The 13,700-nt window shown below is 61.4% G+C and carries 13 protein-coding genes; 7 read left to right on the plus strand and 6 right to left on the minus strand.

Annotation, left to right across the window (positions count from 1 at the left end; all coding sequences use genetic code 11):
• Window positions 1-247 precede the first annotated feature (247 nt).
• Complete coding sequence (locus BN1124_RS05620; RefSeq protein ID WP_042639937.1) at window positions 248-2,140, minus strand: PTS fructose transporter subunit EIIC; 1,893 nt, start codon at window positions 2,138-2,140, stop codon at window positions 248-250.
• A 556-nt stretch (window positions 2,141-2,696) separates the two neighbouring features.
• On the opposite strand from BN1124_RS05620, the gene BN1124_RS21510 reads away from it, so the two are divergent.
• On the plus strand, window positions 2,697-2,846 hold the full coding sequence (locus BN1124_RS21510; RefSeq protein WP_197066167.1) for a hypothetical protein: 150 nt from the start codon (window positions 2,697-2,699) through the stop codon (window positions 2,844-2,846).
• A gap of 134 nt (window positions 2,847-2,980) precedes the next feature.
• Here BN1124_RS21510 and BN1124_RS05625 read toward each other — a convergent pair whose 3' ends face one another.
• A complete protein-coding gene (locus BN1124_RS05625) occupies window positions 2,981-3,529 on the minus strand; it encodes a YgjV family protein (protein WP_231553603.1) in 549 nt (182 codons plus the stop codon).
• A 458-nt stretch (window positions 3,530-3,987) separates the two neighbouring features.
• Here BN1124_RS05625 and BN1124_RS05630 point away from each other — a divergent pair, with 458 nt between their 5' ends.
• A complete protein-coding gene (locus BN1124_RS05630) occupies window positions 3,988-4,512 on the plus strand; it encodes a phospholipase D family nuclease (RefSeq protein ID WP_042639938.1) in 525 nt (174 codons plus the stop codon).
• Between the two features lie 112 nt (window positions 4,513-4,624).
• On the opposite strand, the gene manA is transcribed toward BN1124_RS05630, so the two are convergent.
• Window positions 4,625-5,836 carry a mannose-6-phosphate isomerase, class I gene (manA, locus tag BN1124_RS05635; RefSeq protein ID WP_042639940.1) on the minus strand — a complete coding sequence of 404 codons (1,212 nt, stop codon included), beginning with the start codon at window positions 5,834-5,836 and terminating at the stop codon, window positions 4,625-4,627.
• Window positions 5,837-5,965: 129 nt separating this feature from the next.
• Between manA and BN1124_RS05640 the strand changes: the two genes are divergently transcribed.
• The 5 genes from BN1124_RS05640 (at window position 5,966) to arsC (ending at window position 10,279) form a co-directional block, all read left to right on the plus strand.
• On the plus strand, window positions 5,966-6,841 hold the full coding sequence (locus tag BN1124_RS05640) for a helix-turn-helix transcriptional regulator (protein ID WP_033130403.1): 876 nt from the start codon (window positions 5,966-5,968) through the stop codon (window positions 6,839-6,841).
• 200 nt (window positions 6,842-7,041) lie between these two features.
• The gene (gene icd, locus BN1124_RS05645; RefSeq protein ID WP_042639942.1) at window positions 7,042-8,295 is read left to right on the plus strand and encodes an NADP-dependent isocitrate dehydrogenase; all 1,254 of its coding nucleotides are present in this window, start codon (window positions 7,042-7,044) and stop codon (window positions 8,293-8,295) included.
• 169 nt (window positions 8,296-8,464) lie between these two features.
• Entirely contained in the window at window positions 8,465-8,797 is a 333-nt protein-coding gene (locus tag BN1124_RS05650) for an ArsR/SmtB family transcription factor (RefSeq protein WP_042640865.1), read from the plus strand.
• A gap of 1 nt (window position 8,798) precedes the next feature.
• Window positions 8,799-9,857, plus strand: a complete 1,059-nt coding sequence (gene arsB, locus BN1124_RS05655) for an ACR3 family arsenite efflux transporter (protein ID WP_042639943.1) — start codon at window positions 8,799-8,801, stop codon at window positions 9,855-9,857.
• Window positions 9,854-10,279, plus strand: a complete 426-nt coding sequence (gene arsC / locus BN1124_RS05660) for a glutaredoxin-dependent arsenate reductase (RefSeq protein ID WP_042639946.1) — start codon at window positions 9,854-9,856, stop codon at window positions 10,277-10,279. The genes arsB and arsC overlap by 4 nt, the downstream gene beginning before the upstream one ends.
• A gap of 131 nt (window positions 10,280-10,410) precedes the next feature.
• On the opposite strand, the gene BN1124_RS21190 is transcribed toward arsC, so the two are convergent.
• The 3 genes from BN1124_RS21190 to dsdX form a co-directional block, all read right to left on the minus strand.
• Complete coding sequence (locus tag BN1124_RS21190; RefSeq protein WP_080675191.1) at window positions 10,411-10,587, minus strand: hypothetical protein; 177 nt, start codon at window positions 10,585-10,587, stop codon at window positions 10,411-10,413.
• Between the two features lie 326 nt (window positions 10,588-10,913).
• On the minus strand, window positions 10,914-12,245 hold the full coding sequence (locus BN1124_RS05665) for a D-serine ammonia-lyase (protein ID WP_042639948.1): 1,332 nt from the start codon (window positions 12,243-12,245) through the stop codon (window positions 10,914-10,916).
• A gap of 16 nt (window positions 12,246-12,261) precedes the next feature.
• Window positions 12,262-13,599, minus strand: a complete 1,338-nt coding sequence (dsdX, locus tag BN1124_RS05670; protein WP_042639950.1) for a D-serine transporter DsdX — start codon at window positions 13,597-13,599, stop codon at window positions 12,262-12,264.
• Window positions 13,600-13,700: the final 101 nt, after the last annotated feature.

The following is a 13,700-nucleotide window of genomic DNA, read 5'->3' on the forward strand; positions in this document are numbered from 1 at the left end:
GATACGCCGCTTTCTTGCATCTTATAGAGTCGGCTGCTAGTTCTACCATCCCCGCTTGGGTCGCCAAAGCCGTTGACAGCCGAGTCGGCCTCTGCGGGATTGCCGAGCGAGTAACCATGGCAACTGTATGAAAGGAAAGATAATGATTAGATCCCCTGGCACAAGGGTGAAGCGTCCGCCAGCAAAGCAAAAGGGGCCCTGAGGCCCCTTTCAATCTCAACGAGTTATCGCGATCTCATACAGTTTATCAAGCCACCTTGCTGCTTGCCTGGGTGCGGGCCAGTAATCCATCTGGATTATGGATAGCATCCTTCGTTTTAACATCGATAATCTCGATATTAGCGAAGCGCTCCTTGTTCTTGATGGCCACGTCGTGGGCCAGGATGACGCAGCGGGCGTTCGCCACGTCCTTTGCCGTGATGCGGTTGATGATGCCGTTGGCGCCCTGGGTCTCCACTTTGAGCTTGATGCCCGCCTTGGCGGCCGCCTTTTGCAGGCTCTTGGCGGCGAGGAAGGTGTGGGCCACGCCGGAGGGGCAGGCGGTGATGGCGAGCACCTCAGCTTCCCCTTCCGCCTCGATGGCCTGGTAGTCGGTATCGGCGGTGGTGACCTCTTCATCCTCGGTCACCGGCTTTTTCAGCGCGTTGACGATAAGGGCCGTGGTCAGGGCGCCGAGCACTGTGCCGAGGATGTAGCCCATCTTGCCTTCCACTACCGGCAGCACTATCCAGCCACCCCAGGGGGCGTGGTTGATGCTGTGCATCATGAAGCCGGTGATGTTGCCGACGATGCCGCCCGCGACGATGGCCGGGATGACCCGCACCGGATCGGCGGCGGCGAACGGGATGGCCCCCTCGCTGATGCCGATCATGCCCATGATGGCGGCCGCCTTGCCCGCTTCACGCTCTTCCTTCTTGTAGCGTTTGGGGGAAAGCAGGGTCGCGAGCGCCATGCCGAGCGGCGGCACGCAGATGGCGATGCCGACGCCCCCCATCAGCCAGGGCTGGGTGTTGACCTGGGTCTGGGCGAACAGGGTGGCGACCTTGTTGACCGGGCCGCCCATGTCGAAGGCGGTCATGCCACCCAGGATGGCGCCCAGCATCACCTTGCCGGAGCCCGCCATGCTGGAGAGCCAGTGGTTCATCCCCTCCATCATGGCGGCGATGGGCGCACCGATGACCCACATGACGATGCCGCACACCAGGAAGGTGCCGATCAGCGGATAGATGAAGATGGAGCCGAGCGAACTCATGGAGTCCGGTAGTTTGATGCGCTTGAGCTGGTTGACGATAAGCCCGGCGATAAAGCCCACCAGGATGGCGCCGAGAAAACCGGTGTGGAACTGCTGCACCGCAATCCAGGAGCCGATCATGCCGGGCGCCAGGCCCGGTTTGTCCGCCATGGAATAGGCGATGTAGCCACCGAGCACGGCGGTAAACAGGGTCAGCCCCGCGATGCCCATGTCGGCCATGTCCTTGAGCACGCCGGCCTCGGGCACGGCGCCCTTGCCGCTCATCATCACCGACAGCGACAGCAGCACGCCCCCCGCGACGATGAAGGGGATCATGTGGGAGGTGCCAAACAGCAGGTGCTGCTTGAGGGTATTGATCTGGGCCTTGATGCTGCGATCCTGTGGCTCGGGGGCACTGGCCTGAGACGCTCGGCTCGCTTGCGAGGGTGCCGCTTTGGTGCCGGCCGTGGCCGAGAGCAGGGCCAGCACCTCGGCCTTGCTGCGGGCCGCTTGCATGCGGGGGATGAAGTCGGGTTCCAGCAGCTTGGTGGAGAGTTCGGCCAGCACCTCGATATGGTGGTTGGCGGCGCCGGTGGGGGAGGCAATCATGAAGAACAGGCGGGAGGGCAGACCGTCCTCGGCGCCGTAGTCTATCCCCTGGCGGCTGATGCCGACGACGATGGCGGGGGTCGTCACCGCCTCGCTCTTGGCGTGGGGCAGGGCGACACCCTGTTCGAAACCGGTGTTGCCGAGATTCTCCCGTGCCCAGAGATCGCGCATGAAACTATCCTGATCGGCTATCTTGCCGCTTTTTTTCAGCTGGGCGGCCAGCTCGACGAAGAGCCCCTGCTTGTCGTGGGCGGCAAGGTCGAGGCAGATCAGTCCTTCATCTATCAACGAGGTGAGCATTGGTGTCTCCTGGCTCCTGCGAGCCCTGGTGAAGTGATGTTTGGATGGAGCAAACGATTGACCTTGCTATTGTTTCGTCCAACCCCTCTCGCCGAAATCGGAGATATGTGCCCTTTACTGGAGTTTTGTGTCAATACCACCGGCCTGTGACCCTGCTCGCATTTTCCCGTGTGGGTTAAAATTTGATTAATTCAAGATAAATTCAATTTAAAACAGATGGTTATGTTCGGCCTGTTCACAGGGAGAGAACGCGATAGGGACCATCGCCACTTTGGGCGGTACAGTCTGAATGGAGATTTGTGCGCCCCGCACTGGCCTTGAAATGTGAGCCATTTGGCAAAAGCCGACTCCATGATCCATGGGGATGACGGTTGGCGACGAGAGGCAGCAGCCACCCCGCCGGAATGTGTTAATCCAACTTTCAGATTAGGTATGGTTTAATCAATCGCTTATTTCGTTGGGCACTTGGGGAGATCCGCTTGTCCAACGGAGGGAGCAGGTTGGCCAAACAGTGCCGTCAGCCAGTGTGTAACCCGAGATGTAAGGAGACATCCTGATGGAAAAACTTGACCAAGAGATCGACACCATGCGCCAGGAGTTTGAGTCACAGGGGCAAAAACAGGCCCACGACAAATGGCAAGCCAGGGTCGATGAACTGCAGCGGGAGCGCACCGAGACGCCCCAGCCGGAAGCGGCAGATAACTAGTCAGGGGGTGGCCACAGCAAAGTGACCATCGTCGGCTTGATAATAAGAAACCACCGCCCGGACAGGGCGGTGGTTTTTTTTCAGGCCGGGTGGGATGCGCGACTCAATCCGATGTCATGGGCGCGGGCCTCACCTTAGGTGGGGGTCGTCAGCGGTTGGCGCCACATGCGGTACATGGTGTGGCAGTTGACGAACAAGAAACTCAACTCGATCAGGCTGCCACCGATGGAGCCTATCAAGATGTTGTGGCTGGTCCAGCAAAACCCTCCCGCCAGCATGCAGAGGCGCAGCGCTATGCCCTGGGTCCGGAACAGGCCCCAGGTGCCGACTGTGGTGCCTATGATGGGCAGCCACTGCACCGGGCTGGTGATCCCGGGGATGCCGAGCCCCCACACCAGCACCAGGAAGAACAGCATCACCCAGGGGCTACGGGTGCGCCCCGAGATGAGGGTACGTGCGCAGCTGAGGCCCGCGCTGAGGCCCGCCGTGCTGGCCCCCATCAGCAGGAAGTGAAGGGCGATGGCTCCCTGATAGAGGCACAGCCGCAGTCGAAAACGCCCATCATCCCGCTGCCGGAAGGCGCTGATGCCGACCAGCATGGCGGCGAGGCCGATGCCCTGGGCCAGGGGTTGTTGCTGGAACAGGGTCCAGACAGGTGCCAGCCAGCTCAGTGCCGTGTCCACAGGGCGACCTCCCCTGTGAAGAGCGCCGATGCTTCGGCGTGATAAGGGGCGCTACCGAGTGTGGCAGTGAGAGCGACGTAGGGTGTCAGCGGGTCAGTCATGAAAAACCTTGGATCCTGGTGCCGCATTGGAATGGATCCCATGCGGCGCGCGTCTGGCCCGCTCGCAATGGATGGCGGGTTTGACAAGGGGGGCAGGGCCGTCGGGAGGGCCTGTCCGGTGCAAAATCGTACCATGTAACCGGTTCCAGTCAATGTGTCTGTCATCCCTACCTCGTGGCCTGGGGGGCGCCTTGTAACCAACCCGAGTCCATGGGATGGCTCTGATCGGTGTATGCCGGGCCTGACCGCTTGCCACGGAAGAAAAGGGGGCGCACATTGGCAGGCCCACAGGGTGGCCGTGCCGGTGATCGAAGATCCCGGGAGGCAGCCCCAGTTCCCCTCATCGAGGTAGAAACGATGAAGATCCTTGGATACGCCATGGCGGCGGCGCTGCTTATCTTGCCGGCTATCTCTCAGGCCACCCCCGGCGTTCAGGTCGGCTTCTCGCCGGAAGGCTCGGCCCGGGCGCTGGTGCTGGCGACCATAGGGAGTGCCAGGCACCACATCCGCATGCTCGCCTACGCCTTCCAGGCTCCCGATATAGTGCAGGCGCTGGTGGCGGCGCAAAAACGCGGGGTCGAGGTGCAGGTGGTGATCGACAAGAAGCGCAATCAGGGCAAGGCGAGCAGGACGGCCATGGAGGCGGCGATCCGCGGCGGGGTGAAGCTTCGCACCAACGATCGCTTCCACATCCATCACGACAAGACGATCATCGTCGATGACGACACGGTCGAGACCGGCTCCTTCAACTTCGCCCCCTCCGCCGAGACGCTCAACTCGGAGAACGTGATAGTCCTGCGCGACATGCCGGAGGTCGCTCGCCAATACCTGGCGCACTGGCAGTCCAGATGGGCACAAGGCGTGCCTTATCCTGCGCCTTGAGAGGCGCTCCGGCGCGGTTCCCCGAGTCGGGGCCAAGCTTCCAGATTAGTGCTGTAAAAAAGAGGGCCATCGACGATGGCCCTCGTTGTTTATCCGTCCGGCAGGTCACGGCTTAGCTGCGGTTGCCCGCACGGGCGACCCGGCCCTCGGCCAGCAGTTGATAGCGACCGGTGGCGGCGGGGACGAAGGCGGATTGTCCCTTCTCGAGACGCAGCGTCTCATCACCCTGTTTGAGCAGGACGTCGCCGTCGATGGCGAACAGGATCTCGGCGCTGGCGGTGGTGAGGGCGTGTTCACCGGCTGGATAGACGCTGAAGGTAAAGTCCGGCACCGGCACGTCGAAGTGCTGTACGGTGCCTTCCAGGCGGGGGCTGAGCAGGATCTGATCATCCGGTTTGGCCACGCAGCGGGTGCAGTCCAAGAGCTCTGCCACGTCTATGTACTTGGGGGTCAGGCCCGCGCGCAGCACGTTGTCGGAGTTCGCCATGATCTCGAGGCCGGTGCCGCGTACGTAGGCGTGCGGGGTGCAAGCATCGAGGAACATGGCCTGACCCGGCTGCAGCGTCACCACGTTGAGCAGCAGCGGCGAGAAGAGCCCCACGTCTCCCGGGTACTGGGCGGCCAGGCCGGTGATCAGTGCGAAGGTCTCCTCATCCTGGTGTGCGGCGGCATAGGCCAGCAGGCCCGCCAGCGCCTCATCCTTGCGGGTCCCTTCCAAAACCAGCAACTGGTGGAAGAAGTGCTGCAAGCCCGCCTCATTCCGAGCGGCGGCGAGGGCCGCGGTCAGCTCGCTCAGGGCCGGGAGGTTGACGCGCACGAACAGCGCCAAAATGGCGGGAATGGCGCGAAAACCGTTCATCGCCTGATAGGGGGTGAGGGCGAACACCAGCTCCGGCTTGTGGTTCGGATCCTTGTAGTTGCGATTGCCCGCCTTGAGGGGGATGCCGGCGGCCTCTTCCTTGGCGAAACCAACCTCGGCCTGGGCCTTGCTCGGGTGCACCTGGATGGAGAGCGCCTTCTCGGCGCACAGCACCTTGAACAGGAAGGGCAGGCTGCCGAAGCGGGCCAGGGTGGCCTCACCCAGGACGGCGGCCGGGGCTGCGTCGATCAGGGTCGAGAGTGTCTGCGAACTGCCCGCGGCGCTCACCTCGGAGCAGCCGTTCGGATGGGCGCCCATCCACAGCTCGGCCTGGGGTTTGCCATCGGGATTGGGGATGCCAAACAGGCGGGTGAGGGCGTCATGGCTGCCCCAGTCGTAGCCCTGGATCGGGTTGTGCATCGGCAGGAAAGGGGGCAGTGAAGAGGGCAAATCGCGACTGCTCATAAGGGACGCCTCATGTAATTTGAAAAAACTCGAGTGAAGAAAAAGGTGGAATTGACCCGCAGAGCCGGACTATAACATGGGCGGTCGCGCGCGCCGCAATCGCTTGCCTCTCTCTTGATCGGGATCATCATGTCACTCATCTTCAGCCAGCTGCTCGACGGCGCCCTCCATGAACAGGTTCCCTTTGAGCAGATCTGGTTTGCCAGCGAGCAGGGCGTGCCCCCGGGTTTCAGTTATCAGGTCAACTTTCCCCGCCTCGAGCTGGTGTTCAGCGGCGAATACTTAAACCAGATCTGGGACAAGGAGCAGGGCAGCAAGCAAGTCAGCGTGTTGCCGGGACAGGCGCTCTACATACCGCCAAACGGCTGGAACAAGCCGCAATGGAGCACCGACTGCTCGGTGCTGAGCCTGCTGTTTGGCAAGCGCCAGCTCGGTTTCAGCCTGGTGAGCAAGCGCCGTGATGAGCCCGATTTCTTCGATGTGCAAAAGCACAGCATCATGGCCCGGGCCGGGCACGTGATCGAACACATACTGGCGGCGCTCAATGCACTGACCGAGGATCCTGGCCGCTCTCCCACCGACAACCATCTGCTGCAGGCGCTGCTCACCAGCGCCCGCCAGCTGCTGGCCGAGTCCACCTTCGATCGGCCGAGGGGGGCTGACCTGTTTCACGGCATCTGCATCTACATCCAGGAGAATTTTCACCGCCCCATCAGCCGCGACTCCATCGCGCACCGCTTCAACGTCTCGGCCAGCCATCTCTCCCACCTGTTTCGCGAGCAGGGCCACATGCGATTGGCCGATTACATCAGCTGGGTGCGGATCGACAGGGCCAAGTTCATGCTGAAAAAATACCGGTTTCGGCTGGAAGAGGTGGCGAACCGCTGTGGTTACATTGATGTGAACTATTTTTGCCGGGTGTTCAAGCAGAAGACCGGGCTGACCCCCTCCCAATACCGCTCCCTGAGCCAGCCGCAGGGCCAAACCGATGGCCTGGCGGGGTGAGGGTGGGCGCTCTCAAGCCCGAGCAGAACAGGCTTTGGATGCGGTTCGGGTCGATCGAACCTGAACCGGTCGGGCGCATTGTGATCCAGTGCTCGACTATGGTCGGACATGCGCGCCCGCCATTTGATTATGAAAATGGATGGGCTAAGATGGCCGCGCTCAATGACATATTTATAACAAACGGAAGTTAGGAGATGCCGATGGAAAGCAGAGTAGTTATCCCGACCACAGGTCAAAAAATCACAGTCGATGCCAACGGCAAGCTGCAGGTTCCCCACAACCCGATCATCCCGTTTATCGAAGGGGATGGCATCGGTGTGGACGTGACCCCGGCCATGTTGAATGTGGTGAATGCCGCGGTCGAGAAAGCCTACAAGGGCGAGCGTTCTATCGCCTGGATGGAGATCTTTACCGGCGAGAAATCGACTCATGTCTATGGCGAAGGCGCCTGGCTGCCGGCTGAGACCCTGGATTTCATTCGTGAATACTGCGTGGCCATCAAGGGCCCGCTGACCACTCCGGTCGGTGGCGGTATTCGCTCCCTCAACGTGGCCCTGCGCCAGGAGCTGGATCTTTACATCTGCCTGCGCCCGGTCCGTTACTACGAAGGCACCCCGAGCCCGGTCAAGCGCCCGGATCTGACCGACATGGTGATCTTCCGCGAGAACGCCGAAGACATCTACGCCGGTATCGAGTGGAAGGCGGACAGCGATGAAGCCAAGAAGGTCATCGCCTTCCTGCAAAACGAGATGGGCGTGAAGAAGATCCGCTTCCCCGAGTCCTGCGGCATCGGCATCAAGCCCATGTCCAAGGCCGGTACCGAGCGTCTGGTCCGTGCCGCCATCGAGTACGCCATCGACAACGATCGCGACTCCGTGACCCTGGTGCACAAGGGCAACATCATGAAGTTCACCGAAGGTGCCTTCAAGGATTGGGGCTACGCCCTGGCCCAGAAAGAGTACGATGCCCAGTTGATCGACGGCGGCCCCTGGTGTTCCTTCAAGAACCCGAAGACCGGCAAGACCATCGTCGTCAAAGACGTCATCGCCGACGCCTTCCTGCAACAGATCCTGCTGCGCCCGGCCGAGTACGATGTCATCGCCTGCATGAATTTGAACGGTGACTACATCTCCGACGCCCTGGCTGCTCAGGTCGGTGGTATCGGCATCGCCCCGGGTGCCAACATCGGTGACGGTGTGGCGCTGTTCGAGGCGACCCACGGCACAGCGCCGAAATACGCTGGTCAGGACAAGGTCAACCCGGGCTCCCTCATCCTCTCCGCCGAGATGATGCTGCGCCACCTGGGCTGGACCGAGGCGGCCGATCTCATCATCAAGGGGATGGAAGCGGCGATTGCCAACAAGACCGTCACCTATGACTTCGAGCGACTGATGGAAGGCGCCACCCTGCGCTCCTGCTCCCAGTTCGCCCAGGACATGATCGACCAGATGTAAGTCTGTCTCGCGTCAACAAGGCCAGCCCTCGGGCTGGCTTTTTTTATGTGAGTACCGAGGGCTGTATCATGTCAGGGGTGTCATGCGCCGGTATGCAAATTGATCATTTCAATATTTCTTGTATAGTTGAAATGTCGACTTTCACAGAGGCATCCCCATGCGCGATCCCATGACGTCCGAGAGTACCGTCAAGGTGCTCGAATCCCTCGCCTCGCCGGTGCGCCTCGCCGCCTGGCGTGAACTGGTGCGTGCCGGCCTCGATGGCATGGTGGCCGGCGAGCTGGCCAGCGCCCTCAATGTGGCCCCCAATACCCTGTCGTTCCACTTGAAGGCCATGCTGGGGGCGAACCTGCTGAGGGTGGAGCAGGAGGGGCGCTTCCTGCGCTATCGCGCCAATATCCCCTTGATGCAGTCACTCATCGGTTATCTCACCGAAGAGTGCTGCGCCGGTCATCCCGAGGCGTGCGGCGTCTCGGTATCTTCTTGCTGTCAGGAGTCGTGACATGTCTGCCATAGCGCCGAGCCCCATCGGCTTCTTCGAACGCTACCTCAGTGCCTGGGTGGCGCTGTGCATCCTGGTCGGCATAGGTCTGGGCCAGGGCTTGCCAGAACTCTTCAAGCTCATCGGCACCCTCGAGGTGGCCAGGGTTAACCTGCCGGTGGGTCTGCTCATCTGGGTGATGATCATCCCCATGCTGATCAAGGTCGACTTCGGCGCCCTGCATCAGGTGCGGGATCACCTCAAGGGCATAGGCGTCACCCTGGTCATCAACTGGCTGGTCAAACCCTTCTCCATGGCGCTGCTCGGCTGGATCTTCATCCGGGGCCTGTTTGCGGATCTGCTACCGGCAGATCAATTGGACAGCTATGTGGCCGGTCTCATCCTGCTGGCGGCCGCCCCCTGCACCGCCATGGTGTTTGTCTGGAGTCGGCTGGTGAAGGGGGATCCCTACTTCACCCTTTCCCAGGTGGCGCTCAATGACCTCATCATGGTGCTGGCCTTCGCCCCCCTGGTGGCACTGCTGCTCGGCGTCTCCAGCATCTTGGTGCCCTGGGATACCCTGCTCACTTCAGTGCTGCTCTATATCGTAGTGCCGGTGATCCTGGCCCAGTGGCTGCGTCGGCGCGCCTTGGCGCGCGGCACGCTCGACACCTTGCTGGCGTGCATTCAGCCCTGGAGTATGGGGGCCCTGCTGCTCACCCTGGTGCTGTTGTTCGCCTTCCAGGGGGAGGCCATCCTGGCTCAGCCCCTGGTGATCGCCCTGTTGGCGGTGCCAATCCTTATCCAGGTCTTCTTCAATGCGGGCCTCGCCTACTGGCTCAACCGGCTGGTGGGGGAGAAGCACTCGGTGGCCGGGCCCTCGGCCCTGATCGGAGCATCGAACTTCTTCGAACTGGCGGTGGCTGCCGCCATCAGCCTGTTTGGTTTCCATTCCGGGGCGGCGCTCGCCACCGTGGTCGGCGTGCTCATCGAGGTGCCGGTCATGCTGCTGGTGGTGCGAATCGTCAATGGCAGCCAGGCCTGGTATGAACAATCCAACTCCCGGGAGTACACCTCATGAGCAAGATCAGCATCTATCACAACCCGGCGTGCGGCACCTCCCGCAACGTGCTTGAACTTATTCGCAACAGCGGCGCAGAGCCCGATGTCATCCTCTATCTGGAGACGCCGCCGAGCCGTGCCGCCCTGGTGCAACTCATCGCCGACATGGAGATCAGTCCGCGCGCCTTGCTGCGTCAGAATGTCCCGCCCTTTGAGGCGCTGGGACTGGCGGAGGAGAAGCTCAGCGATGACGAGCTCATCGACGCCATGCTGGCCCACCCCTTGCTCATCAACCGCCCGATAGTGGTGACGCCACTCGGCACCCGGCTTTGTCGCCCCTCCGAGCGGGTACTCGATATCTTGCCCGATCAGCAAAAAGGGGCCTTCGCCAAGGAGGATGGCGAGCAGTTGGTGGACGCAGAGGGCAAACGGCTTAAATAGAGCGGCGGTAAAGGTTGCTTGAAAGCAGGATCACAACGGCCCCATTTAGGGGCCGTTGTCGTGGATATCTAGGTGAGCAGATACCCGGTGGGATCTTGGAGGGAAGCACCGTCCGGGATGGGTGATCGCCGTCAGGTGGTCTTTTCCACGTGTTGTTGGTAGAGCTGCTGCCACTTGCTGGTTTCGGCTTCGTCGCCCTGTGCCTGCCAGAACTCGCAGATGGAGTTGGCGAGTTCGGATGCCATGGCGTGATCGCCATCGCGGCGGCTCATCAGATATTGTCCCAGCCAACTTTGATACTGTTTCATAGTCCGATCTCCTTATCTAAGGTGCCCTTGGTGGTTGTCGTCTGGCAGATTCCCTTGCCATGACTGACTCATCCAGGTCACAGGTGGTGCTGCGCGTCGGTGCGTTGTGAGCGCGAGATTAGGTCGCGATCTCGCCGGATAAGGACGATAACGGAGCGCAGATGTCAAAAAACGGCCCCTATCTTATCACAAAATAACCAATTTGGGGGGATTGACGGCAAGGGAGGGAATCGGAAGCGATCATGTGTATGGCAAAGGATGTGCCATCTTGCTGATCCATGAAGAGAAAACCCGCCATGAAGGCGGGTTTGGCAGTTGAAAAAAACTTAAATCTTGGCAGTGGCCAGATATTTCTCCATCTCGGCTGCGGGTACCATGCCGCCGCCGGTGGCCCACACCAGGTGAGTCGCCTGGGTCATGGCCGCTTCATCCCATCCTTGAGCCAGTTGCCAGGCGCGGTCGGCCGTCACTCGCCAGGGGCCCGGCATGCCGGCCAGCGCCGAGGGCTCCAGCTTGATCTGCTCCTCTCTGGCGAGCAACCCCAGCAGGTCATACATCTCCTGATCGCTCAGGGTGAAGAAGCCATCCAGCAGCCGCTCCATGGCGCGGCCGACGAAGCCGGAGGCACGCCCCACAGCCAGGCCATCGGCAGCGGTGAGGTTGTCGATGCCCAGATCCTGCACCGCAATCTGATCGTGCAACCCGGTGTGGACCCCGAGCAACATGCAGGGGGAGTGGGTGGGTTCGGCGAAGAAGCAGTGGACGTTATCCCCGAACGCGAGTTTGAGGCCAAAGGCCACGCCGCCCGGGCCGCCGCCCACACCGCAAGGCAGGTAGACGAACAGCGGGTGTTCGGTGTCCACCTTGATGCCCATCTCATCGAACTGCTGCTTCACCCGCTCGCCGGCCACCGAGTAGCCGAGGAACAGGGTGCGGGAGTTCTCGTCATCGATGAAGAAGCAGTTGGGATCGCGCTCCGCCTCCTTGCGCCCCTGCTCCACTGCAACCCCGTAATCCTCGGCGTATTCCACCACTATGACCCCATGTTCGCGCAACTTGCGTTTCTTCCACTCCCGCGCATCGGCAGACATGTGGACTGTGACGGTGAAGCCGAGCTTGGCGCTCATGATGCCAATGGACATGCCGAGGTTGCCGGTGGAGCCGACCGCGATGCTGTATTGGCCGAAGAATTGACGGAACTCGTCCGAGAACAGCTTGCTGTAGTCATCTTCTGTGCGGAGCAAGCCCGCCTTGATCGCCAGCTGCTCGGCGTGGGCCAGCACCTCGTAGATGCCGCCGCGGGCCTTGATGGAGCCGGAGATGGGCAGGTGACTGTCTTTTTTGAGCAGCAGGCGACCGCTGACCTCGACGCCATAACGCTCATTGAGGGCCCCCTGTATGGCAGGGATGGCGGCGACCTCGGACTCCAGAATCCCTTGAGTGACGCGGGTCTCGGGGAAGGCTTCACACAGGTAGGGGGCGAAGCGGGCGAGACGGGCTGAGGCATCAGCGACATCGCGCTGGTCCAGGCCGACATAGGGCAGGCCAACGGCAAGGGAGGTGGCCTTGGGATTGAACCAGGTCAGGGGCTCCAGCGCGATCAGGGAGCGAACCAGCGGGAATTGGACGGTGAGCTGGGAAACATCGATGTTTTTCATGAGATATCTCTGTTTGTTACACGATATAGGAAAGCAGGAAAGTGCCGGCAAGCGCCATCAGGGAGGCGACCAGGGTGGCACTGGTGTAGTACTTGAGCGTTTCGTTCAGGGTGGCGCCACAGTATTGCTTTACCAGCCAGAACAGGGAGTCGGTCACCATGGTGCAGCCGATGGCGCCGGAGCCGATGGCCAGCGTCATGATCTCGGGGCTGATGTCGGGGTAGTGCCCCATGATGGGGGAGACGATGGCGGTGGCGCCCATCATGGCGACGGTGGCGGAGCCGACGGCGGCGTGCAGTATGATGGCCACCAGCCAGGCCAGCAGTATGGGGTGCATGTCCAGTTGGGAGAGGATGCCGGCCAGGCTGTCCCCCAGGCCACTGGCCTTGAGCACCCCGTTGAAGGCGCCACCGGCTCCGATGATCAGCAATATGTTGGCGATGGAGGAGAAACACTGTTCAGTCTGGTCCAGCAGCCCCTCCATCTTCATGCGTTGACGGATCCCCAGCACGTAGTAGGCGGTGAAGGCGGCGATGAACATGGCGGTGATGGGGTTGCCGATAAACTCCAGCAGGGTGTAGAGGGCGCCATCGTGCGCCATGTTGAGATCGGCCACCGTCTTGGCCAGCATCAGCAGTATGGGCAGCAGCACGGTGAAGAGGGAGGCGCCCAGGGTCGGCAGTTCGGCCTCATCGCGGGCCTGGATATCGGCGAAGGCGGCGGGCACGCTCTTGAACGGCAGTCGTTTGCCGAGCAATTTGAGGAACAGGGGGCCACCGATGAGGGAGGCAAAGAGCCCGACCACCAGGCCATAGACGATGACGGATCCCACATCGGCTCCCAGCTGATTGGTGACATAGAGCGCGGCCGGATGGGGCGGCACTATGCAGTGTACGGCCATCAGGGCGGTGCAGAGCGGGATGGCCAGGGTCAGCAGGGAGGTGTTGGTCTTGCGGGCGATGGAGAAGGCGAGCGGAATGAGCAGCACCACGCCGACCTCGACGAACAATGTGATGCCGCACACCAGGCCGACCAGCACCATGATCACCTGGGGCGACAGCCAGCGGCATTTTTGCAGGGTGAGACCGATACGCTCGGCGGCCCCGGACACTTCCATCATCTTGCCGAGTATGGTGCCAAGGCCGATGACGGCGGCGAGAAAGCCTAGGGTGCCGCCAATGCCCTCTTCCATGGCGTTGACCATCTTGACCGGGTTCATCCCCATCATGGTGCCCACATAGAAGCTCGCCAGCAGCAGGGCGAGGAAAGGATGCACCTTGCCCTTCACTATGGTGAGGACGATCAAGATGATGCTTGTCAGCAAGGTACCGACGACCCACATTTCAGAATTCATACTGCGCCTCGACATAAGTGATGGGCTGGGATTGATGGGGCTATTGAACGGCAAGGGAGGGGGCACTGACAAATGATGAAAACGGGGTCTTGGATGCGCTG

This window comes from Aeromonas eucrenophila (genome assembly GCF_000819865.1).
Lineage (GTDB): Bacteria > Pseudomonadota > Gammaproteobacteria > Enterobacterales > Aeromonadaceae > Aeromonas > Aeromonas eucrenophila.